This window comes from Sphingobium sp. TKS, assembly GCF_001563265.1.
Taxonomy (GTDB): domain Bacteria; phylum Pseudomonadota; class Alphaproteobacteria; order Sphingomonadales; family Sphingomonadaceae; genus Sphingobium.
This window is the reverse complement of the sequence record NZ_CP005083.1, coordinates 773,494-795,476: the sequence shown is the minus strand read 5'-3', so window position 1 is coordinate 795,476 and position 21,983 is coordinate 773,494. Positions and strand designations below refer to the sequence as shown.

Genomic DNA, 21,983 nt, shown 5'->3' with positions numbered 1-21,983 from the left:
TTTCGCCAAAAACTACCTGGGATACAACGATGTGGACCGATACCACTCGCGCTCTCCATGCGCGAAGCATGCTAGCTTTACCAACAGATTTAACCGATGCCGAATGGGCTTTCTTCGAGCCACTTCTTCCTCCACCAGCAAAGACAGGTCGACCACGGAAGTGGGAGATGCGCCGGATTGTTGAGGCCATCTTCTATCTGCTCCGGGGTGGGCTGCCATGGCGAATGCTGCCACCTTGCTTTCCACCGGTCTCAACGGTGCGACGCTGGTTCTACATATGGCGCGATACTGGGCTATGGCAGGCCTTGAACCATGGCCTTCTTATGCTGGTCCGTGAAGCACAGGGGCGTGAGGCCTCGCCCAGCGCCGGTGTGATCGACAGCCAGAGCGTCAAAACCACTGAAAGTGGCGGACCTCGGGGCTACGATGCTGGAAAGAAGATCAAAGGCCGCAAGCGTCACATCCTAACCGACACCGAGGGCAATCTGGTTCACGCCGTCGTCCATACCGCTGACATTCAGGATCGCGATGGAGCTCCGATGGTCTTGGGCGGCGTCATCAAGCGGTTTCCCTGGCTGCGGCACGTGTTCGCTGATGGCGGATATGCTGGCCAGAAACTGAAGGATGCCCTGAAGCCTTTGGGTAGCTGGATGATCGCAATCATCAAACGCTCCGACACGGTCAAGGGCTTCGAAGTCTTGCCCCGCCGGTGGGTTGTCGAAAGGACAATCGCCTGGCTCAACCGAAATCGCCGACTTGCCAAGGACTTCGAGCAGACCATCGCATCTGCCACCGCTTGGCTCTTCGCGGCCTCGGTACAAGCCTTCATCCGGCGTGCCGCAAGACACTGTCATTCAACAAATTAGTTTCGAATCCGACTCTGAAGGCATTAGCGCGGTCTTTTTTCCTTTTCCTGTCAATGCCAACGATTTCGGACGCGTGATCTTGACGGTCAATGACGACGAAAAGCGAGGCGTAGTCCGCCTTGAAGCAGACGTCGCGCCTGGACAGCGCCTGGATCCGTTCAAGTCAGCGCTCGTGTCGCAATCCCCACTGCTCTTATGCAAGGGGTCTGGGCCAGCATCTGCTGCTTCAAAAGCACCGCTGCAAGCAAGGCCAGTTTTGGGAAAACCGACGCCGCTAGCCTGGACCAATCTTGCCAGTTCCATAGGGAAATTCCAAAGTGATTCCGATCCCAACGGAATAGATCTTTTGACAAGTGGTCCGATAGCTGACGCGATACGTTCGCGTTTGGGCCGCAAAATGGACCTGCTGGCCAGCAATCTTTCGGCGATATCCGGTCTCCAACGACAAGGGTCTCTCTATTGGGTTACGGGAAATGCGCCGCATCAAGGCGGTGTAGAGCAAGCCTATGTTCTGCTTGATGCAAATCGCCGTGCCGTTCAAATTGGCCTTTGGGAGAAGGGAAAGTTGACGGTCTATGCGCCTCAAGGAGGCCGCTTGCCCGTGCCCCAGGACATTGCTCGCCTGCTTATGGACAGCCCACCTGAGGACGCAGTGCCGCTGCCTGGGACTGCTTGGGAGGTCGTGCCGGTCCAAGGTCGCGCCCCAATGGCCTATGTCGATGTAGCTGCTTCGCCAAACATCAAGTCGTTTAGCCTGTTTTGTGAAGGCAACCGCCCCATGATGGCCATGCTCCTTAACAAGCCCGCGACGGTGCAGCGCGTTACGGTTACATGGAATTTTGCTGGTCGATTAATTGACATTCCGACCGGCCGCGCGAACGCTCAGAGCACGTTTTGGCAGGCCAACCTCACTGGTTCCCAACTCATTCCGATGCTTCTCCGTCAAAACGGTTCGGTTATGCTACGCATCAACGGCCGCCTCGAAGGCGAAGCTTTGTTGGCGGGAGCGCCACTGGCGCTTCGGACTGCGATGCGGACCTGTGTCAAATTTTGACATGACCTCCTGCACGTATTTCCTGAAGCATTGATAGTAGATCGTCGCTTTGCGGCTTGAAGCGCCCGGGCCTGATGGCAGGGGCGCCGTGCGCCGCGAGAATTTGCAGCTTTTCCTCGGGATCGGCGCGCAAATAGGTCTCGGTGCTCTGGATGCTGGCGTGCCCGAGCCATAATGCGACCTTGCGAATGTCCCCGGTCGCCGCGAGCGTGTGCATTGCGCAGGAATGGCGCAGCACGTGCGGTGTTACGCGCTTTCCAAGGATCGACGGCTGCTTCTCTGCCGCGGCCTTGACGTGCTCCGCCAAACGGAACGCAAATCCGTCGCGGGTCATGGGTTGCCCGCTGGCATTGAGGAATATCTCGGCAGCTTGCGCATCGGGGCGGATCGCAAGCCACGCGCGCAATGCGAACTGAGTCTCCTTCCAGAGCGGGAGGACCCGTTCACGCCGACCTGTCGCCGCCAGCAAGCCGAACAAATAATGGTACGTGTATGGGCTGATCGTGTCTTGGGACGCAACGTCCAACGCCGCGGTCATGATCGCCCGGACCTGTTCCGGTTCGATGATGGTCGGTGTCGGGCGTGGCCGCTTGCCCCGACCGAAGACACCGGCAGGCGGCACCTCGTAAACTGGATCATCGGCTTGGATAAAGCGGCTGAAGTTGCGAACGGTATCAAACCTCCGGCGGGCCACATTCTGCGAACTCGCCGTGTGGCACCAGTCGTAGATCCGCTGGACTTGGATGTGCCGGTCGCCGAATCCTCCGGCGTAGGCGGCGTACAGGCGCAGCATGCGTTCCTGTTCAGAGAACTTCAGCCCGAGGCTGCGATGCAGCGCCACGTATCTGGAAATGTGGATGTTCAGCATGACTGTTCTCCCGGCCAGGGCTGCGCGATCTTCATGAGCATCGGCAGATCGACCTTGGCGTAGATGGCAGTGGTCTCGGGCGAGCTGTGACGCAGGATGGTCCCGACGGACTCCAGGCCTGCGCCCGCGCGCAGCAGGTTGGTGGCAAGCGAATGCCGGAATATGTGCGACCCGGTCGGCACTCCTTCGATCCCACCGCGGTCGCGCGTACGAGCGACGATGCCCGCGATCTCAGCGGACGAGCGGAATGGCCGAAACGGTGCTTGTGCACGCAGGAACAGATGCTCTTCGGCGGCCTTCGGGCGGGCTGCCGCAAGATATGCCAGGATCGCGTCGCCAACATCCTGCGGCAATGGCAGGCGGTCCGGGCGACGCGTCTTGCCCTTGACCGTCAGGTGGCCGGATCGCCAGTCGATGTCGTCGAGACGCATGTTCTGAATATCGGCAGCCCGCAGGCCGAGCCTGGCGAGCAGGAGAATGATGGCCTTGTCCCGGACTTCCACCGGACGATCTGTCGGACAGGCCGCAATGATCCTCTCGATCGTTGCCGGGTCGACGTGGCGCGGCAGCGTCGAAAGGCGGTAGCGCTGTACTGATGGAACTGCATGCAACAATGCCGGCCGGCACTCGCCACGCACGACCAGAAACCGGATGTAGCTCCTCATTATCGTGACGAGCAGCGATTCCGACCCCGGCGTCTCCTTGCTTCGTCGTTGGAATGCGCTCCTGAGTCCGGCGGCATCCCATTGCGAAGGCTCGCCCAGCATTGGCATGAGCCGTCTGATATCGGTCCGGTAGCGCCGGATCGTCTCGTCCGTGGCGCCGCGGTGTTGCTTGAGCCATGCCAAGTAAGCCGACATGTGCGGGTCATCGTCCGCCACCGGTTCAACCGATGGGATGGCGCCCCGGCCTCGCAGGAACTCGACGAAGTGCCGTGCGCATCGCCGCCGCCGCTTGGTGCCCGTTGCGACCAGCTTGCCCCGCTTGCGCCAGACCGGGCATCGGCAATCATGCGCTGCATAGTGGTCGATGATCGTGTCATCGATATCGATCCATTGGCGCCGCGCCATGCGAAGCCAGGCCACGAAATGCTCGGCCTCGGACCGATAGGCCTGTGCCGGTCCCTCGGCAAGTTGCAGGCGATCGATCGCATCGGAATAGTCGGCGAGGTGCCGTGGCAGATCGTCGATCCCGTCGTCGACTTCGACGTAGCCTTGATCTTCCAGGAAGCGGACGAAGCGTCTGACTCGCGCTGCAATGTCCGCCTTATATACTGGCTGCTGCGCCGAATACCGGTGACACCGGCACCGATGCTTCTCGAACCGCCGGACAGCCCGATCGTCAATCGTGCGGATGGCGATCCTATGCAGGCCCAGCCAATGCAGGAAATGGCGGACCGCCGCGCCATACAGAACCGCACAGCCTGACTTCTCGTCGAGCGACAGAGAGGAGAGGAATGTGGTGAGAAGGGTGCCGTGACTGGGCGGGTCTTCGACCCGGAGCGGGGCCGCTCGAAACGGCAATGATGATCTTGATCGCATGTTGGTTCCTTCGACTTGTTGAGGTCGAAGGAACTGTAATTATCTGGAGTGAATTCATGGAAAACCGAAGGAAACCTGCGCCTCCCGCCGCCACGCTCGACATAAACTGCGACTGCAAAGAATATGTCTAATGTTGAGCTCAACATTACACATATTCCCGCGGGGACAGGTCGATCTCGAGAGCTTCGCGTTCCTCGTCAGACAGGTCGGCAAGTCGCCGGTCGAGCATGGCCTCTGCCGTAGAGACGAGCTGGACGACAACAGCGTGACCGTCGGCAATCGCTGTATCAATTGCGGGCAGCAGGCTGGGGAGCTTCATCGACAGAAGCAGCTGCGCGAAGAAGCGCTGCTTGGTTCCCTCGAAGATCGACAGCGCTGCGGACTTGGCCCCGGAGTTGAGCGTGCCCCCGGTCTCGCTGTCGACGATCCGCGTGGCTTCCAGCGCGTCGCGCAGGTTGGCGTGGATGATTGCTTATCGCGAGGAAGCGGTAATGCGGAGGAGCGCGGCGTAACCGGCGAATTCCCATGATAGTGTGCGCAGTTGCTGCGCATTATATTGGTTGCGAACCTCGGCGGTCCCTGGACCAGCTGAGGAGGCAATCATGTTGAAGTTGCATGACGAGTTGATCACCGAACTCTCGAATTCGCTCACCACACAGAATTACAATCCCGTGGTCGTGGCGAACCACCGTCTCTACGCCCGCGCGTTTCTCGATTATCTGGCCGAGTGCGATATACAGGTCGAGACTGTGACGCCGCAGCAGGTCGATCAGTATTTTGGCTATGCGGTTCAGGATTTTGAGATCCAGTACGGTCGGCCTCCCAGTGCGCGTTGGCACATGTTGCCCCGCACCGCGATCGCCAAGCTCCTCCGGCTTGCTCAAGGCAATTGGCCCCCGGACGCAGAAATGATCGGTCCCGATGACGAGCATCGACATGAAATTTGCCGCGAATACGAGGCATGGCTGCGCGAGGAGCGCGGTTTGGCAAGCGCGTCCATTGCGGCGCTGATGTGGGAGGCGCGAAACTTCCTGCGATGGCAGTTCGACCGGGCCGGTGCCGCCAGCCTCGAAACGTTGAGCATCGTGGACATCGATCTCTACATGGACATGCGCGCGCCTGGTTTACGGCGCAAATCATTGGCCGATGTCGCTGAGCGTCTCCGTTCGGTGGTTCGCCATCTGCATCGGACGGGTTGCATCCCGACCGATCTGACGCCACACATCATCGGCCCCATGCTCTATGCCTACGAAGATGTGCCGTCGACGCTGGAAAGGAGCCAAATCGCCGCGGTTCTGGCGACAACGCAGGAGGACAGATCGCCACGCGGACTACGCGATTATGCGATACTTCAGCTGCTTGCCACGTATGGGCTGCGCGAAGGTGAGATATGCCGCCTTCGGCTCGATGACGTGGACTGGCGCGCAGAATCCCTCCGGATCTGCCACACCAAGACCAACGCGTACTCGTACATGCCGCTAATGGTGACTGTTGGTGAAGCGCTGCTGGATTATCTGCGCCTTGGGCGGCCCCAGGTTGAAGTGCGGGAAATCTTCGTCCGATCCTGCGCACCCTATATCGCAATGACGAACCTGTACGGCATGATCCGCGGTCGGTTGGCCGCCGCAGGCGTAGTGCCAGCAGGAAAGCGGGGGCCGCATGTCTTCCGCCACGCACGTGCGGTCGAAATGCTGCGGGCATCGGTCCCGCAAAAGATCATCGGCGACGTGCTCGGGCATCGATCCACCGAATCCACCAATACTTATCTCAAACTGGCAACAGATGATCTCCGAGCCGTGGCACTCGAGGTGCCTGGAATGGAGGTGCTGTCATGAGCGCCTGGCACGATCCCGATCGCACCGTCGTCGACGCCTTCCTGGTAAAATCGCAGTTCCGGCCGGGAAGCGTACCGACATATCGCTGGTTCCTTTGCACCTTCGAAGATGTTGCCCGCCGGCATCCGGCGGTGGACCGGCAGATGCTCGACGCCTGGCTGAAGGAGATGCAAAAACGTTGGCGATTGTCGACGCTGCTCAATCAGGTCTGCATTGTCGACCGCTTCCTCGACCACCTCGTCGAAATCGGGCTGATCGCCGACAACCCTGTTGCTGCACTTCGCCGTCGGTACAACGTCAAGCAAAGCAAGCCGATCTGGCGGGCCTTGGCTTCCCCGAATCCCGACGAATCCTTGGCCGCGTTACGACGGCCTGCGCCCTTCGGCAGCGTGCTGGGTGACTTCATGCAAGACCATGTCATGCTGATGCGCAGCCGGGGATATCAATATGAAGCGCAGGCTCACTGGCTGCTGCGGTTCGATCGGTTCCTTCAGGCCCGTCCCGACCTCGCGGAGCAACCACTTGAGGCAATGATTGCGAGCTGGGCGGCTGCCAAGCCGACCCGCAACCACGCGGCTGAATGCCAGAAGCTGGCGCGCATCCTGACCAAGGCGCGGTTCCGCCTCGATCCGACTATCCCGCCAAAGCGCTTCAATCCCCGGCCAGAGCGGGAAGTAGCGCGGGAGCATCGGCAACCGCATATCTTCAGCCCGGCTGACGTTCGGCGTATGCTCGATACCGCACGGACTTATCCGTCGCCGGACGCTCCGCTGCGGCCGTTGACCCTCTACACCATGATCATGCTGGCCTATTGTGCCGGGCTACGGCGAAGCGAGCTGGCATGGCTCGATCTTGGTGACGTGGACCTGCAATCAAGCACGATCACGATCCGGGAAACGAAGTTCTACAAGACCAGGATCTTGCCTCTATCCGACAGTGTCGCGGTCGAACTGCGCGCGTACATCGATGCGAGGCGGCGCGCTGGCGGCCCACAGAACCCGAAATCAGGGCTGTTCTGGCATGCCCACTTAAATGACCGCTACAGGCCCGAGGCGGTTACGACAATGATTACCAACGTCATGCGCCGTGCTGGGCTCAAGCCCGCTTCGGGCCGGACCGGGCCGCGGGTCCATGACCTTCGTCACTCGATGGTGGTGAACCGCATCCTCCAGTGGTACCGGTCCGGCATTAACCCTCAGGAAAAACTGCACTTCCTCTCGACCTACATGGGGCACCGGGATCTCCACTCCACGCTGGTCTACATCACCGTCACGCAGGATCTGTTGCAGGAAGCCAGTGAACGGTTCCGCGCGCTCGGCGCCCCGTGCCTTGTCACGGAGGCGCGGCCATGAGGAAAGGCAATCCATTGCCCGCGTTGTTGCGGGCGTTCTTCCAGGAGTGGCTGGCCGAGCAGCGCAGCGCGTCAATCCACACGATCCGCTCTTATCGCGACACCTGGCGGCTGCTGCTTCGGTTCGTCGCGGAGCGAAAAGGCTGCGGGGTCGCGCGGCTGACGCTCACCGACGTCTCGGCCGGCGAGGTGCGCGCGTTCCTTCATCATACCGAGCATGGCCGCAAGACCACGATCGGCACGCGGAACTGCCGACTGGCCGCCATCCGCAGCTTCTTCAGCTTCGTGGCGGACAAGAATCCGGAATACATCGCGCAGTGCTCAGAGGTCCTGGCTGTTCCGTTGAAGCGGGAGCCCACCTCCGCGCCGTGCTACCTCGAGCCCGAGGAGGTCGAGGCCATCCTCGCCCAGCCCAACCGATCGACACTCGAAGGGCTGCGCGACCATGTACTGCTCTCGTTCCTCTATAACAGTGGCGCGCGAATCCAAGAGGCGCTTGACCTCTGTCCCGAAGCAATCCGGTTCGATGCACCGAACTTCGTGCGTCTTTACGGCAAGGGGCGCAAGGAACGCATCTGCCCGCTCTGGCCAGAAACCGTGGCATTGCTCAGGAAGCTACTGGAGCGACAGCCGCGTGCGCCCGATGAGCGGATCTTCGTCAATCGATACGGTGAACCGCTAGGGGCGTCAGGGGTGCGGTTCAAGCTCAACGCCTACGTGGAACAAGCCGCGAAATCGACGCTGACCCTCCAGTCAAAACACGTTACGCCTCACAGCTTCCGGCACGCGACCGCCGTCCACCTCGTTGCCGCCGGAGTCGATATCACCGTCATCCGCAGTTGGCTCGGGCACGTCAGTCTCGATACGACCAATCACTATGCTCAGGCCAATCTGGAGACCAAACGAAAGGCGCTGGAACAGGTTGGCGCCCCGGCGGCGAGCAACGTGCCACCTTCGTGGAAGCGAGATGCCAATCTGATGGGATGGCTCGACACCCTATAGAATAATGTGAAGGACGTGGCGAAATGTTCCGCAGCTTTGCAGGACTACGCCGCGTTCCTCCGCATTACCGCTTCCTCGCGATAAGCCGTCTTATGGCGAGCTGCGCATAAGATACCCCAGGCTCCGGCATAGGCATCGTAGACCGTGATCTGATCCTCGGTCAGGCAATGCTCGAGAATCTCATACTCGACACCGGCGAACGAAAGGGCCCGGGCCGTGTAGAGGCCGAGCGATTTGAGATCCCGCGCGACCAGCTCCATCGCGGCGATGCCGCCGTCGCGAATGTCGGCAACGAAGGTCTCGCGATTGGCGAAAGCGGTCTCCGGACCCCAGAGCCCGAGGCGCGTGGCATAGGCGAGGTTGTTGACGTCGGACGCTCCGGTGGCAGAGGCGTAGAGCACCCTTGCCCGGGGCAGGAGGTTCTGCAGGCGCACGCCAGCGATACCCTGCTCTGAGCCCTTGACCTTGCCCCGCGATCCTTCGCCACCAGCGGCATTGGCCATAGCGTGCGCCTCGTCGAACACGATCACGCCGTCGAAGTCGTCGCCCGCCCAGGCGAGGATCTGGTCGAGGCGGGTTGCATCGTTTCGGCCCGAACGCAGGGTCGGATAGGTAATGAAGAGAATCCCGTCGCGCATTGCGATGGGGGTGCCCAGCTTCCAGGACGCCAGCGGCTGGATGTCGATCGGGAGACCGCCAAGGGCGGCCCAGTCGCGGCGCGCGTCTTCGAGCAGCGCCTCGTTCTTCGAAATCCAGATATGGCGGCGCTCGCCGCGCACCCAGCGATCGAGAATGACGCTCGCGACCTGGCGGCCTTTACCGGCGCCGGTGCCGTCCCCGAGGAAATAGCCTTGCCGGTAGACCTGACCTTCTGCTGACGCCTTGAGCGAACAGCCCTTGTCCTCGGGCTCGAACCGGCCGGGAAGATCGCGTGCGTGAGCGCTGGCGGCGTAGATCAGGGTCTCTGCCTGGGCAGCAGACAGCAACCCCTTGGCGATAAGCCCGTCGGGCAGCTGCGGCACCGCGTCGGGCTTGGGTGCGGCGATCGACCCCATGGCAACAGACTCGACGAGCGGCGTCGGATGCTCGGCCGCGCCATCGATCACAATCCTGCTCGGGCGATAGGGCAGATAGTGGCCAATCTGAGGGGCAAGCAGCGCAGGGGTTTCGAGCGACTGGTAGGTGAGCGACGCGATGGCGGAGGCTGGGGGCGTGATCCTGGCTGGTGTCGGCAGCGGCCTGCGCGGCACCGTCACCAGGCGAAACGGCGCACGGGCCGGAAGGCTCAAATGCTCTGGAACAGCGTCCAGGCTGCCGCGAGCCGGCAAGGCATCCACAAGCTCGACCAGCTGGCGAAAGTCGTTTGTGTGGATCGCGACAGGCTCGCCGGAGCTTGCCACTTTATCGAGGACCAGCAGCCGCGTGGTGATCCCGGTGCCGCTCTTGATGAATGCGCGTTCGACTGCGGCATTGAGCCGCAGCGCAACTGGCCCCTTCACGCCGGCTAGAAGCCTCCCGCAGTCGAACCATTCGGGCATTATCGCGACAAGTCGACCACCGGGGGCAAGCCGGTTCCACGCGGAGCGGAAATGCCTCGTCCCGGTGCGACCATCGTGGCCCCGCTCGACGCCGTGAGAATAGGGCGGGTTCATGAGCACGGCGCTTGGGACGACGGCCGCATCGAGCAATTCGTCGATCAGCTCGGCATCATGTCCGGTCACGCGGGCAGCCGGGAACGCCACAGTCAGGCAGTCGCGGCGCAGCGGTGAAATTTCGTTCAGGACTAGGCGTACGCCGGCTTTGGCGGCCCAGACCGCAAGCATCCCCGTTCCGGCCGAGGGTTCGAGCACGAGCTCGTTGGGCATCAGTCCACAGGCCCGTGCGGCAAGCCAGGCAAGCCGCGGCGGCGTTGCAAACTGCTGCCATTCGATCTGCTCGTCGCTGCGATTGGTCTGGGTCGGAACTCGGGCATCGAGGCCGCAGAAGAACTGTTCGGCCTCGCCGATCGAACTCGTGAGCTGGATCTGATCTGATGCTTGCAGTTGTTGAACCTGCGCCAGCTCGAGCGCAGCGTGAGCATGACGGACTGACCATGCCCCGAGTGCATCGGTTCCGCCGAAGTGGTCCGTCATGATGCGGTTGATGTCGCTACGCGAAATCGCGCTGCCTGCTGCCAAATGCGACGCCATTGCTTTGGCTGCCGTCACGACAAGCGGCGGAGATGGTGGATCGAATGCGAAGGCGAGGGAAGAGTTAGACATGGGAAACCTCCTGACGAGGTCCTGCGTCTCGCAGGCCTCAATCAGCCGAAGGCCCCCTCCCCTCTGGCTCGCTGATCAGGTTTCCCGAGCGAGGCTCGCCTTGAGTTCGTCGTTCCAGTCGAAATCAGTCGACGCTGGGGCTCGCGTCTGGATCACACGGCCTGATGCTGAATAGGCCTTTCGCGCGCGCTGATCCGCGAGTTCGCCTCCCGGATCATTGTCGATGAACAAGTGGAGCTCGCGCACACTCTCCGGGATCGCGACGAGGCCGAACCGCTCGTTCCCGAGCGTTGCCCAGCAAGGAATGCCAAACAGCTGCATCGCTGAAAGGGCGCTTTCGATACCTTCGGCAAGGCCCAACCGGCCCGCTGCTGGCGGGGCAAGTCTGACAGCCCCACAGCCGAGGCTACCCAGCGCGCGCTTGGGACGCTCGAAGCCCGCGAGCTTTGCGTTCGGCGCGTCGAGAAATGTCCTGTGTATCGCGATTATGCCGATGTCGGTTGTGACTGCCGCCAACATTGCAGGGAGGAACTGGACCGCACCACGTGGTCCGAGCGGCGTTCGCTCGAGATAACGGAGCTGATCAGAGGCACGCAGGATCCCGCGCTGCGCGAGGTATCCTTCGGCAGGCCCGTCGGAGATCGCCGTCGCCGAGTGCCACAAACGCCGCGCGTTGGAATTGAAGGTCCTTTTTTCCAGTCGATCAGCGGCAACCGCACCCGAGCCATCGAACAGGTCACGGCTGCGAACACCCTGGCGGTCAAGCGCCGCTATGACCTCCTCGTTCGAGCATCCCGCGAAGCAATGAAACAGGATCGCTTTGCGCCCCAGTGTCACGCTCAGCGAGGGAGTGCGGTCGTCGTGTGCGGGGCAGCAGCACATGCCTTTGCCCCGACTCCATGTACCCTGAAGGCTTTCGACGATCGTGCGGGCGCGGCGTTCGAGTTGATGAACTTTGTCTAACGGGGGTCGCGTCCGTCAAGGTGGTGTAATTTCGGCTGTGGCCGTGGGCCATCGTCAGGCGGCTTTGGCGGTGATGTGTAGGGGCTGATTTTCCTCCTCGATCATGGGTTGGTTGAGTTCGGCCATGCCTTCGATCTGCATGTATCGGTGCTGGAGCTGCCACTCGTCGTTCTGCTCCATCAGCACAGCCCCGACGAGGCGGATGATGCTGTCTTCGTTCGGGAAGATTCCGACGACGTCGGCGCGGCGCTTGACCTCCTTGTTGAGCCGCTCGAGCGGATTGGTTGAGTGTAACTTCGTGCGGTGCTGGGTGGGGAAGCCGGTGTAGGCGAGCACGTCGGTTTCGGCCTCGTCCATGCAGGCGCCGAGCTTGGGCCAACGGGTGCGCAACTGGTCGGCGACCTGTCGCCAGACCTGCGTTGCGCTTTTCTGATCGGGCTGCAGGAAGACCTGGCGGATCGCGGCGGCGACGACAGTGTTCTGGCCCTTGGGCACATAGGACAGGGCATTGCGCATGAAGTGCACCCGGCAGCGCTGCCAGGTGGCGCCCATGACGCGGGTGATCGCGCCCTTGAGGCCCTCGTGAGCATCGGAGATGACCAGCTTCACGCCGGTAAGACCGCGCCGAACAAGGTCCTTCAGGAAGTCGGACCAGAAGACCTCCGCTTCCGAGGGGCCGATATGCAGGCCGACGATCTCGCGCCGGCCCTCGGTGTTGACGGCCATGGCGATTATTGCGGCAACGCTGATGATCCGCCCGCCTTCGCGTACCTTGAGATAGGTGGCATCGAGCCAGAGATACGGCCATTCGCCGGTGAGCGGGCGTTTCAGAAAGGCATGGACGCGCTCGTCAATGTCCTTGCAAAGCTTGGAGACGGTGGACTTGGAGATGCCGGTCATGCCCATGGCCTGGACGAGTTCATCGACCCGCCGGGTGCTGACCCCGCCGATCCACGCTTCCTGGATCACCGCAACCAGCGCTTTCTCGACCATCTTGCGGGGCTCAAGGAAGCCCGGAAAATAGGACCCAGCACGCAGCTTGGGGATTTTCAGGTTCAGCGTGCCTACCCGGGTATCCAGCGAACGGTCGCGATAGCCGTTGCGCCAGGTCGCGCGCTCGCTGCTGCGTTCGTGGCGACCCGCGCCGATCAGGCCATCAACGTCGGCCTCCATGATCAGCTGCAGCACGTTCTCGGCGATGGTGCGCAAAAAATCCGGTTGGCCGCCCTTTGCAGCCAGCTCTTCGATCAGTAATCTGTCCTCGGTCATCGGGAACTCCTCTTCGTCACGGTTGAAGTGTGCAAACTCCACCATAACGATGAACCCGGTGGCCACCAGCGACGCCGCATTCCGGGGTGGGGCATGCCCCACCCCGGAATACACCATCGCCTACACCGGAAATTACACCACGAGCGCGGACGCTAACTCTAACGGGGGCATCGACCTTCTCCGGTTAAGGTGCCCTCCCCGCGCAGCCTCCGCTCTGCACTCGCGCCATTCCAATTTTCCTACATCGCTTGTTCTTTATATGTTCTCACTCGATTCGGCTAGACAAGGATCGAGAAATGACAATCAGAACTCTCTTGATCGCGGGCATCGCGATCACTTCTGGTATCCCGGCCAGTGCTCAGGACATAACAGCGCCAGCTACGAACGGCGCTGCGGCCAGCCACTCCGAAGGCATTCGGATTGCGGAAGCATCAAACGGCTTTCAACTGGTCGAGCATGGGCTCTGGCGTTCCTCGCAGACCCCCCCAGCACCGCGCCTGTCAGTGGCGGACGATGGCCGGGTCAACCTGCCACACAGATACGAACCCAATGCCAAGCCGGCCCCATCCGGGTTTCGGCGAGCAACCTACTTGCCTCACATCTATGCCGCGGAGGCGAAGTACTCATTGCCCGCGGGCCTGCTTGATGCGCTCGTATGGACAGAATCTCGTTACAACCCTTTGGCTGTCAGCCCGGCGGGTGCCGCGGGCCTTGGGCAGCTGATGCCCGCTACGGCAAAAGAACTCGGGGTCTTCAATCGCTTCGATCCAATGGCCAACATCTTCGGCGCAGCGCGATACCTGCGGCAGATGCTCGACAGGTTTGGGGTGGTCCACCTCGCGGTAGCTGCCTACAATGCAGGTCCCGGCGCCGTTGAGCGTGCTGGCGGTATACCGCGGAATGGCGAGACTCCTGGCTATGTCCGCGAAGTGCTGCAAAGCTGGAGGTTCTAGCCCACTGAGTATTCGCCGCCGCCAGCATCAGGGTGCGCGCGTGGGAATACGGCCATTAACGCGACGGATAATCCAGGAGCTTTCGCGGAGCTGGAAAGCTCTCGAACAGCATCTTGGCCCATTCCTCCGCAATCTCACGGCGGCGGTCAAGAAACGCTGCACGATTGTAGGCCCCTTCCGAACCTGAAACGCCCTCAGGTATATGTGCCAACATCAAATCGATCACATGACGATCACTCGCTGTACCGTTCCGCTCTGCCCATTCGTTCATGATAGTCGAGAACGATGCGCGCCAGCCGTGAGGCACATGTCTGCCCTGATATCCGCACCGATTGTAAAAGTAGCTCAATGTGTTTTCGCTCATTGGGATGCGGGCATTTCTGTTACCCGGAAACACAAGCGGTCCGCGCCCAGTCAGCTGCTTTGCTGCACGAAGCACAGCAACAGCCTCCGGTGCGAGCGGTACTAGGTGCTCGTACCCCTCTTCAATTTTCTTCTCGCTAGAGAGTTTCATTTGCCCGGCGGGTATCCGCCAGATTGCACCTGGACACGGCTCATCGTTGTTCCAATTGATATTTTCAAGTTCCGTCCAAGCCATTGATCGGACTGAGCCAAGCCTTTGGGCAGTCAAGGCTACATATCGCGAAGCCAGTTTCGTAAGCGGCGATGCAAACTCGATCTCTGTCTTGCGGATCATGTCATGCAAGCCGTCCATATCAAGGATTGCAGGTCGCTTTCGGCCGCGCGGAACCGGCTTCAGGGCCTTACCCACCACCGCTGCCGGATCCCTCGTGGAAAGCCCCTCAGCAATAGCATGGACGAAAACAGCCGACATTCTCTGGCGAACGCGGTGCGCAGTTTCGATCGCGCCTCGACGTTCGATTTTCCTCAGGACGGTCAGCACTACCGGCTCATCGATCTCCGACACGGGAAGGACGCCGATCCACGGAAAAACTTCCTTTTCCAGGCTCGAGATTACATCTTTCGAGTGAACTGGTGTCCAACGGTCCTGTTGTAGAGCGAACCAATTCCGAGCTGTCAGCTCAAAGGTGTTTGAAGCAACAACGGTTCTGGCGATCGCAGCCTTCTTCGCCTCAATGCCCGGGTCCTTCCCGTCGGCCAGCAGCTTACGCGCTTCGAGCTTCCGGTCGCGCGCCTGTTTCAATGACATCTCAGGGTAAGCCCCGAGAACGAGCCTCCGTTCCTTGCCCGCAAAACGATACTTCAGGCGCCAGCTCCGCCGACCTGACTTCGCGACAAACAGGTACAGACCCTCGGAATCGGAAAGCTTGTAATCCTTCTCCTTTGCCTTCGCCTGCCGAACCGCCAGTTCACTGAGCATCTGTGCCCCCAATTTTGCCGTTCGATGCCCCCAAAAATGCCCCCGATCGATACGGACGCACATGGAAACATCGAAACAAATCGAGAACAATCTATAGGGCAAAATGTCGAAGAATCAAGGAAAACCAGGGATTCTTGGACGCTTGGGGATGAGTGGCTGGCGGAGAGGGAGGGATTCGAACCCTCGGTACCGTTGCCGGCACGCCGCATTTCGAGTGCGGTGCATTCGACCACTCTGCCACCTCTCCGCAGAAGGTCCAGCGCATGCCGTCCCGGTCGAGCGGCGGCCATTAGCGAATGATTTCACCCTTGCCAAGCAGCGACGAGCATTTTTCTTGTTTCGCACCACAAGCATCCTAAATTGCGTCATATGAACGACATGAATCAGATTTTCGGACCCGATGTTACCGCCCCGCCGATCGTCCACGCCCGCTTCAGCATCGGTGACGTGGTGCAGCACCTGCGCTTCGGTTTTCGCGGCGTGGTGTTCGATATCGATCCGGTTTTCGCCAATAGCGACGAATGGTATCAGGCCATTCCCGAAGAGGCGCGGCCGGACAAGGACCAGCCCTTCTACCATCTGCTCGCTGAGAATGACGAAAGCAGCTATGTCGCCTATGTCAGCCAGCAGAATCTGATCGCGGACGACAGCGAGGAACCTGTCGACCATCCCGCCATTTCCGACATGTTCGGCACCTATGCGAACGGCAAATATCAGCTACGCCCGCTCCATCGCCATTAAGGGCGGCATCAAGGCGGGCCGGGCGCTGCTCGGGCTCGCCCTGCTGCTCGCGCCGGGCGGACTGGTGCAGGCCGCACCGCCGCTTCCAGCATCGGCGCTCAAGGTCAATCCCGATCCCGCCTTCCCCTTTTCGCGAGAGATCGAGGCCTTCGCCAAGGCCAATGAGGCGGGACCGGCCGTCACCGACGCCACGCTGTTCCTGGGTAGTTCCAGCATCCGCCTGTGGGACATAAGCGGCAGTTTTCCGGATGTCGGCACGGTCAATCGCGGCTTTGGCGGCGCGACCACGCCGGATGTGCTGCGTTATTACAAGCGCCTGCTGCCCAAGGCCAAGCCGCGCTCCATCCTGGTCTATGTCGGGGAAAATGATCTGGCCGCCGGAGCCGCCCCGGCCGAGGTCGCGAACAATATCCTGACCCTGCTGAGGCAGCTTCGCACCGATTATCCCAAGGCGCATATCGCCTATCTGTCGCTCAAGCCCAGCCCGATCCGCTGGACGCTCTGGCCGAAAATGGCGGCGGTCAACATGACGGTGGCGGCGCGGGCGCGCGTGACCCGCTTCGATTATCTGGATGTCGGCCGCGTGCTGCTGGCGGCTGACGGCCTGCCCGATGCATCCCTGTTCCGCCCCGACGGGTTGCATATGAACCCACGCGGCTACACGCTCTGGACCAAGCTGGTCGACGCCTATCTGGACGAGGCCGCCGCCGCCGACCTCAGGCCCATTTCTCCCTCCTGAGCACTTTCCGATTGATCCACGCTCAAGCAACATTATTACCGGACGTTGATAAAACAGCCGCAGGCAAGGGGACAGACCAGTGACAAGTGATTCGGCCAAGGCGGCCCCGATGGCGGAGCTGACGCTTCGCGGCGTCATATTGGGCGCGCTGATCACCTTGCTGTTCACCGCGGCGAACGTCTATCTGGGGCTGAAGATCGGCCTGACCTTCGCCACGTCCATCCCGGCGGCCGTCATTTCCATGGCGGTGCTGCGGCTGTTCGCGACCGGCACGATCCTGGAAAACAACATCGTCCAGACCATTGCCTCGGCCGCCGGCACGCTGTCCGCGATCATCTTCGTGCTGCCGGGGCTGGTGATCATCGGCTGGTGGCAGGGTTTCCCCTATTGGCTCAGCGCCTTCACCATCGCGCTGGGCGGCATATTGGGCGTCATGTATTCGGTGCCGCTTCGCCGCGCGCTCGTTACCGGCTCCGACCTGCCCTATCCCGAGGGCGTGGCCGCTGCCGAAGTGCTGAAAGTGGGCGCAGGCTCCCGCGAAGGGCTGGAGGAGAATAAGCGCGGCCTTGCCGCCATCATCGCCAGTTCGGTCGCTGCCGCCGCCTTCGCGATCCTCGCCAAGACCAGGCTGATCGCGGAGGAAGCCGCCACCTTCTTCAAATTCGGCGCGGGCGCCTCCAGTGTCTCCACTAGCTTTTCCATGGCGCTGATCGGCGTCGGCCATCTGGTCGGCCTGTCGGTGGGCGTCGCCATGTTCTTCGGCCTGCTGATAAGCTGGGTCGGCCTCGTCCCCTATCTCACCGCCCCGCTTCCCGCGGGCGCGGACCTTTCGGAACTGGTCGGCACCACCTTCCGCATGAAGGCGCGCTTCATCGGCGCGGGCACGATCGGCGTGGCGGCGATCTGGACCCTGCTCAAGATCCTTGGCCCCATCATCAGCGGCATCCGCTCCGCCCTCGCCGCCGCCAAGGTCCGCAAGGCGGGCAATGCAGGCCTGCTCGACATCACCGAGCGCGATCTGCCGATCGGCATTGTCGGCGGCACCATTCTCGCCTCGCTCATCCCCATCGCCATCCTGCTCTGGGTGTTCGCGCAGGGCGGGCCGATCGCACTCAACCCCGTGCCGATCATTGCGCTGACGCTGGCCTATATATTGGTCGCGGGCATCGTCATCGCTTCGGTCTGCGGCTATATGGCGGGCCTGATCGGCGCGTCGAACAGCCCGATCTCGGGCGTCGGCATCCTCGCCGTGCTGGGCGCATCGCTGATCCTCGCGGCGATCTACGGCTCGGGCGGCGACCCCAAGCAAAGCCAGGCGCTCATCGCCTATGCCCTGTTCACGACCGCGATCGTCTTCGGCGTCGCGACCATCTCCAACGACAATTTGCAGGACTTGAAGACCGGCCAGCTTGTCGGCGCGACCCCCTGGAAACAGCAGGTCGCTCTGGTCCTTGGCGTGATCTTCGGCGCCCTGGTGATCCCGCCGGTGCTGGACCTGCTCAACAGCGCCTTCGGCTTCGCAGGCGCGCCGGGCGCCAAGGCGAGCGCCCTCCCCGCCCCGCAGGCGGCGCTGATCTCGGCTCTGGCCAAGGGCGTGCTGGGCGGCGATCTCGACTGGAAGCTGATCGGCTTCGGCGCGGGGATCGGCGTGGTCGTCGTCGCCATCGATGAGCTGCTGGGCAAGGCGGGCAAGCTGCGCCTGCCGCCGCTCGCCGTCGGCATGGGCATCTACCTGCCCATGGCGCTGACCCTGCTGATCCCGGTCGGCGCGGCGATTGGGCATTTCTACAACCGCTGGGCGCTGCGCCAGTCCAACCCCGAATTTGCCGAGCGCATGGGCGTGCTGATGGCGACCGGCTTCATCGTGGGCGAAAGCCTGTTCGGCGTCGCCTTCGCCGGGATCGTCGCGGCGACAGACAGCGACGCGCCGCTGGCACTGGTGGCGGAGAACCCCTGGGCTGTGGTGCTTTCGGTGATCGCCTTCTTTGGCGTGATTGCGACGCTTTACGGGAGGCTAAGGCATTGGGCTAGCGCCCCGCTGGGGTGAAGCTGCCATTAAGCCCCTCCCCTTCAGGGGAGCGGTTGGGGTGGGGGAGTGCCCCATAGGCCGAGTTTGCGCGTGGAGCACGCCCCCACCCCTCAATCCCCTCCCCTGAAGGGGAGGGGAGGACTCACGCATCCGCAACTGACGATTTTCGGCCAAATCCTATGCGTCCTGGAATCCAACAAAAAGGGGGCCGCCCCAAGGCAGCCCCCTTCTCAATCCCATTCCGCCGGATCAGAAGTTGAACCGGATGCCGCCCGTATAGCGGCGGCCAAAGCGCTCCCACTCGATCGTTTGGTTGCTGGTGTTGGGCGCCTGCACACCGCTTGCGCGCAGCAGGCTGCCCGGATCGGAGAAGCGGCGGCCCGGATGGTTGAGCAGGTTCGACGCGTCGAAATAAATTTCGAAATTCTTCGTCACCGCATAGCGCGCCGAGAAATCCAGCTCGTCGTCCGAGTCCCAATAAGTGTCGCCGCCATCGGCCAGCGAACCGACCGTATCCAGCCATTTGCTGCGGTTCTGATATTGCAGGCGGATCGACAGGCCATATTTCTCGTAATAGCCGCCGATATTGTAGACGAAGTCCGACGTGCCGGGCAGGCGGAGCGTGCGGCCGGGCAGATTCACCTTGCTATTGTTAAGCGTAACATTGGCCGACACGCCGAAGCCGCCGAGGAATTCGGGCAGGCCCAGGCTGTCCGTCCATGGCTCAAGCTGCAACTGCGCGGCCGCTTCCAGGCCGTAGATGCGGCCCGAACCGCCGTTGACCAGGCCGCTGAACCTGTAGCCCGAACGATCGATGCCATTGCTGTTGAGCGCGCTCGAATTGAAAGTGCGTGAAGAGGTGTAGAGGAAATCCTCGATCTTCTTGTAGAAGGTGCCGATCATCAGATAGCCCTGCGGACGCAGATACCACTCGAAATAGGCGTCGACGCCATAGGCGCGCTCGGGCTTGATCGCCGGATTGCCGCCGGAAATCGTCTCGTTGCTGTCGTTGACGACGACATTGGGACGCAACTGGTCATAGTCTGCGCGGGCGGCGCCGCTGTTGAAGGAGAGGCGCAGCTTCTTCGTGTCGTCGATATTATAATTGATGTGCAGGCTGGGGAAGGCCAGCGTCTGCGTGGCTTCCGCCGTGACGAGACCGCTGACGCCCGCAACGGTGCCGACGGCCGAACCACGGTTCTTGATATGCTCGACGCGCACACCGCCGATGACCGAACCCCAGTCGTACCGGAATGTGCCCATCAGGAAGCCGGCAAGGATTTCCTCCCGCACGTCATAATTATTGCCGGTGTTCGGCGCGAAGGAGAAGGCAGCCTGGGCCGCTTTCGATGCGGCGCGCATCTTGTCCGTGTCGAAATAATGGAAGGTGTAGCCCATCGGGATCTCGCCCAGGAATTTCTGGTCGAGCGAGAACTGGTTATAGTCGGTGGGCATGATCGTCGCGGCCTGCGCGGCGGTCAGCGTGATCTGCTGTTCGTCGGCTATTTTGGTGCGGCGGTCATACTGGATGCCCGCCTTCAGCGTGGCATGCTCCAGCTCGCGCGCCAGCACCAAGCGACCGGTATAGGCCTTGGTCGTGTCGACCGCGTCCAGCACGGTGAAGCCCGAGAGCGGCTTGGTGAAGCTGTCGACGTCCGTGACCTGCGCACCGGCGGTGTAGCGTGTCGGGCTGGCGAGTTGCAGCGTGCGGTAAAGCGTCAGGCGCGACAGGTTCGGGTCGGAAAAATCATAGGCGACGGTCGGCCGCAGGTTGCGCGTGCTGGGGCTGTCCCAGGTCGCTTCACCGACGACCGAGCGGTCATCCTTCGATTCGGTGTAGTTGCCGACCCAGCTCAGCTTCCAGCCGTCGGCAAATTCATGGTCGCCCGCCAGCGTGTTGGTGAAGACCGACTGGCGGAAGGCACGCAGGGTCGAGCGCTGACGGATGTCGATGCCGTAGACCGTGCCCTGTTGCGGCGTGTTGCCGATGCAGATGTCGGCATAGCCGCTGTTGGTCGGCGTCGCGTTCGGCGTGATCGCGCAGGCCGCCGAGGAGGTCGAGCCGTCGCTCTGGCGGTCGTCCAGATCGAAGCGGTAATTGTCCCGCGCCTCGTCATCGGTGAAGATGGTGTAGATCGAACGCAGCGAGACCGTGTTCTGCGCGTCCGGCTTCCAGTCGACCCGGCCCGAGACGGACCAGTTCTTGCGGGTCAGGCGATACAGCTTGTTCTCGGCCTCGTGCGCCCAGAAACGGGTCTCGTTGCCGGGCCGGCTATCCTGTGCCCCTACCCGCTCATAATCGGTCTCGAAATTGTCGGTGACCATGTTGCGTTCATAATAGCTGCCCGACAGCAGCACGCCGATCTCCCCGATGCTGGTCTGGAAGCGGTTGGAAACGACCAGCGCCCCTTCATATTCCCGCTTGTCGCCAAGCTCGGCAAAGCCAAGGCCGCCCTTGCCCGCCAGATGGAAGCCGTCATAATCGAAGGCCGACCGGGTGATGACGTTGACATTGCCCGCAACCGTTTCGCCCGGCATGTCGGGCGTCACCGCCTTGGACACGATGATCTTGCCCGCGATGGCGGACGGGATGGAATCGAAGCGAGCGTCGCGACCTTCCGGGCTCACCACGTTGATGCCGTCGAACGACAGGGTGGTCCAGGTCTTGGGCGCGCCGCGCAGGTTGATGTAGCGGGCCTGACCCTGGTCGCGCTCGACGCTGATGCCGGGCAGGCGGCTGGCGGCCTGGGCGATATTCTGGTCGGGCAGGCGGCCCACGGAATCGGACGCGGCGACCGTGACCAGAGAATCGCTGTTCTTCTGGATTTCCAGCGCGGCGGCTTCGGATTCAGCGATCGGGCGGGTGCCGGTGACGACGATCTGGCCCATATCCTCTTCAGCGGCGGGCGCCGCCATTGCGGGTTGGGCCATGGCGTCGGACGATGCCACGCCCAGCCCGCAATACCGCATGCCAGGCTCAGGCGAACGAATGTGGCGCCGGCGCGGCGCCGGGCGAATTTATGCTGCATGATATCCCCCTGTTGGAACAGCCCTGTCGAAATGGCTTGGCGGGGCACCTAGGGCGGCAGGAATACAACCAGATGAAATTATGGTGACAGATCAGTGACATATGGACCAATATTTGCGCCTGTCCCGTCACATCCCTGTC

General features: G+C 61.9%; 17 protein-coding genes, 1 tRNA gene and 1 pseudogene. 10 read left to right on the top strand and 9 right to left on the bottom strand.

Translation table 11 applies throughout. From position 1 onward, the window contains the following. Positions 1 to 29 precede the first annotated feature (29 nt). Together K426_RS04060 and K426_RS04055 are read left to right on the top strand one after the other, a co-directional pair. The gene (locus K426_RS04060) at positions 30 to 866 is read left to right on the top strand and encodes an IS5 family transposase (RefSeq protein WP_066554070.1); all 837 of its coding nucleotides are present in this window, start codon (positions 30 to 32) and stop codon (positions 864 to 866) included. Beyond that, on the top strand, positions 835 to 1,920 hold the full coding sequence (locus K426_RS04055; protein ID WP_237229939.1) for a hypothetical protein: 1,086 nt from the start codon (positions 835 to 837) through the stop codon (positions 1,918 to 1,920). Before K426_RS04060 ends, K426_RS04055 begins: the two co-directional genes overlap by 32 nt. Here K426_RS04055 and K426_RS32395 read toward each other — a convergent pair. Both K426_RS32395 and K426_RS33055 read right to left on the bottom strand, forming a co-directional pair. Further along, positions 1,910 to 2,788 (bottom strand): tyrosine-type recombinase/integrase, encoded by an 879-nt coding sequence (locus K426_RS32395; protein ID WP_237229937.1) that lies wholly within the window; start codon positions 2,786 to 2,788, stop codon positions 1,910 to 1,912. The genes K426_RS04055 and K426_RS32395 overlap by 11 nt on opposite strands. Continuing rightward, entirely contained in the window at positions 2,782 to 3,648 is an 867-nt protein-coding gene (locus K426_RS33055; protein WP_443018213.1) for a tyrosine-type recombinase/integrase, read from the bottom strand. Before K426_RS33055 ends, K426_RS32395 begins: the two co-directional genes overlap by 7 nt. Between K426_RS33055 and K426_RS33050 the strand changes: the two genes are divergently transcribed. Further along, a complete protein-coding gene (locus K426_RS33050) occupies positions 3,649 to 4,215 on the top strand; it encodes a hypothetical protein (protein ID WP_443018212.1) in 567 nt (188 codons plus the stop codon). Between the two features lie 259 nt (positions 4,216 to 4,474). On the opposite strand, the pseudogene K426_RS33045 reads toward K426_RS33050, so the two are convergent. Then, positions 4,475 to 4,801: pseudogene (locus K426_RS33045) on the bottom strand (strawberry notch-like NTP hydrolase domain-containing protein); the annotation flags it as partial. A 130-nt stretch (positions 4,802 to 4,931) separates the two neighbouring features. Between K426_RS33045 and K426_RS04040 the strand changes: the two are divergent. The 3 genes from K426_RS04040 to K426_RS04030 are packed head-to-tail and all read left to right on the top strand — an operon-like array spanning position 4,932 to position 8,517. Next, positions 4,932 to 6,164, top strand: a complete 1,233-nt coding sequence (locus tag K426_RS04040) for a site-specific integrase (protein ID WP_015449381.1) — start codon at positions 4,932 to 4,934, stop codon at positions 6,162 to 6,164. After that, positions 6,161 to 7,516, top strand: coding sequence for a tyrosine-type recombinase/integrase (locus K426_RS04035; protein ID WP_009823940.1), 1,356 nt, complete (start codon positions 6,161 to 6,163; stop codon positions 7,514 to 7,516). Before K426_RS04040 ends, K426_RS04035 begins: the two co-directional genes overlap by 4 nt. Next, positions 7,513 to 8,517 carry a site-specific integrase gene (locus tag K426_RS04030; RefSeq protein WP_009823939.1) on the top strand — a complete coding sequence of 335 codons (1,005 nt, stop codon included), beginning with the start codon at positions 7,513 to 7,515 and terminating at the stop codon, positions 8,515 to 8,517. The genes K426_RS04035 and K426_RS04030 overlap by 4 nt, the downstream gene beginning before the upstream one ends. A gap of 44 nt (positions 8,518 to 8,561) precedes the next feature. Here the strand turns inward: K426_RS04030 and K426_RS04025 are convergent, their stop codons facing one another. The 3 genes from K426_RS04025 to K426_RS04015 form a co-directional block, all read right to left on the bottom strand. Next, entirely contained in the window at positions 8,562 to 10,778 is a 2,217-nt protein-coding gene (locus tag K426_RS04025) for a strawberry notch-like NTP hydrolase domain-containing protein (protein ID WP_066554064.1), read from the bottom strand. Positions 10,779 to 10,853: 75 nt separating this feature from the next. Then, entirely contained in the window at positions 10,854 to 11,660 is an 807-nt protein-coding gene (locus K426_RS04020) for a DUF7146 domain-containing protein (RefSeq protein ID WP_237229933.1), read from the bottom strand. A 135-nt stretch (positions 11,661 to 11,795) separates the two neighbouring features. Beyond that, on the bottom strand, positions 11,796 to 13,010 hold the full coding sequence (locus tag K426_RS04015; RefSeq protein WP_006954973.1) for an IS256-like element ISSpma2 family transposase: 1,215 nt from the start codon (positions 13,008 to 13,010) through the stop codon (positions 11,796 to 11,798). Between the two features lie 296 nt (positions 13,011 to 13,306). Between K426_RS04015 and K426_RS04010 the strand changes: the two genes are divergently transcribed. Next, complete coding sequence (locus tag K426_RS04010) at positions 13,307 to 13,963, top strand: lytic transglycosylase domain-containing protein (protein WP_066554051.1); 657 nt, start codon at positions 13,307 to 13,309, stop codon at positions 13,961 to 13,963. 55 nt (positions 13,964 to 14,018) lie between these two features. On the opposite strand, the gene K426_RS04005 is transcribed toward K426_RS04010, so the two are convergent. Both K426_RS04005 and K426_RS04000 read right to left on the bottom strand, forming a co-directional pair. Further along, complete coding sequence (locus tag K426_RS04005) at positions 14,019 to 15,305, bottom strand: tyrosine-type recombinase/integrase (RefSeq protein ID WP_066554049.1); 1,287 nt, start codon at positions 15,303 to 15,305, stop codon at positions 14,019 to 14,021. Positions 15,306 to 15,462: 157 nt separating this feature from the next. Then, positions 15,463 to 15,552: transfer RNA gene (locus tag K426_RS04000), tRNA-Ser, on the bottom strand. A 122-nt stretch (positions 15,553 to 15,674) separates the two neighbouring features. On the opposite strand from K426_RS04000, the gene hspQ reads away from it, so the two are divergent. From hspQ to K426_RS03985, 3 genes are all read left to right on the top strand, one after another. Then, complete coding sequence (gene hspQ / locus K426_RS03995; protein ID WP_066554047.1) at positions 15,675 to 16,046, top strand: heat shock protein HspQ; 372 nt, start codon at positions 15,675 to 15,677, stop codon at positions 16,044 to 16,046. Further along, positions 16,003 to 16,785 (top strand): GDSL-type esterase/lipase family protein, encoded by a 783-nt coding sequence (locus K426_RS03990; protein ID WP_066554040.1) that lies wholly within the window; start codon positions 16,003 to 16,005, stop codon positions 16,783 to 16,785. The genes hspQ and K426_RS03990 overlap by 44 nt, the downstream gene beginning before the upstream one ends. Before the next feature lie 109 nt (positions 16,786 to 16,894). Then, positions 16,895 to 18,832 (top strand): OPT family oligopeptide transporter, encoded by a 1,938-nt coding sequence (locus tag K426_RS03985; protein ID WP_206377565.1) that lies wholly within the window; start codon positions 16,895 to 16,897, stop codon positions 18,830 to 18,832. Between the two features lie 231 nt (positions 18,833 to 19,063). On the opposite strand, the gene K426_RS03980 is transcribed toward K426_RS03985, so the two are convergent. Beyond that, complete coding sequence (locus K426_RS03980; RefSeq protein WP_066554034.1) at positions 19,064 to 21,784, bottom strand: TonB-dependent receptor; 2,721 nt, start codon at positions 21,782 to 21,784, stop codon at positions 19,064 to 19,066. Between the last annotated feature and the right edge of the window lie 199 nt (positions 21,785 to 21,983).

Coding starts and splice junctions, on each gene's coding strand:
- K426_RS04060 (WP_066554070.1), top strand. CDS start 30: ATGTGGACCGATACCACTCGCGCTCTCCATGCGCGAAGCATGCTAGCT.
- K426_RS32395 (WP_237229937.1), bottom strand. CDS start 2,788: ATGCTGAACATCCACATTTCCAGATACGTGGCGCTGCATCGCAGCCTC.
- K426_RS33055 (WP_443018213.1), bottom strand. CDS start 3,648: ATGTCGGCTTACTTGGCATGGCTCAAGCAACACCGCGGCGCCACGGAC.
- K426_RS04040 (WP_015449381.1), top strand. CDS start 4,932: ATGTTGAAGTTGCATGACGAGTTGATCACCGAACTCTCGAATTCGCTC.
- K426_RS04035 (WP_009823940.1), top strand. CDS start 6,161: ATGAGCGCCTGGCACGATCCCGATCGCACCGTCGTCGACGCCTTCCTG.
- K426_RS04030 (WP_009823939.1), top strand. CDS start 7,513: ATGAGGAAAGGCAATCCATTGCCCGCGTTGTTGCGGGCGTTCTTCCAG.
- K426_RS04025 (WP_066554064.1), bottom strand. CDS start 10,778: ATGTCTAACTCTTCCCTCGCCTTCGCATTCGATCCACCATCTCCGCCG.
- K426_RS04020 (WP_237229933.1), bottom strand. CDS start 11,660: ATGTGCTGCTGCCCCGCACACGACGACCGCACTCCCTCGCTGAGCGTG.
- K426_RS04015 (WP_006954973.1), bottom strand. CDS start 13,010: ATGACCGAGGACAGATTACTGATCGAAGAGCTGGCTGCAAAGGGCGGC.
- K426_RS04010 (WP_066554051.1), top strand. CDS start 13,307: ATGACAATCAGAACTCTCTTGATCGCGGGCATCGCGATCACTTCTGGT.
- K426_RS04005 (WP_066554049.1), bottom strand. CDS start 15,305: ATGCTCAGTGAACTGGCGGTTCGGCAGGCGAAGGCAAAGGAGAAGGAT.
- hspQ (WP_066554047.1), top strand. CDS start 15,675: ATGAACGACATGAATCAGATTTTCGGACCCGATGTTACCGCCCCGCCG.
- K426_RS03990 (WP_066554040.1), top strand. CDS start 16,003: ATGCGAACGGCAAATATCAGCTACGCCCGCTCCATCGCCATTAAGGGC.
- K426_RS03985 (WP_206377565.1), top strand. CDS start 16,895: ATGGCGGAGCTGACGCTTCGCGGCGTCATATTGGGCGCGCTGATCACC.
- K426_RS03980 (WP_066554034.1), bottom strand. CDS start 21,784: ATGCGGTATTGCGGGCTGGGCGTGGCATCGTCCGACGCCATGGCCCAA.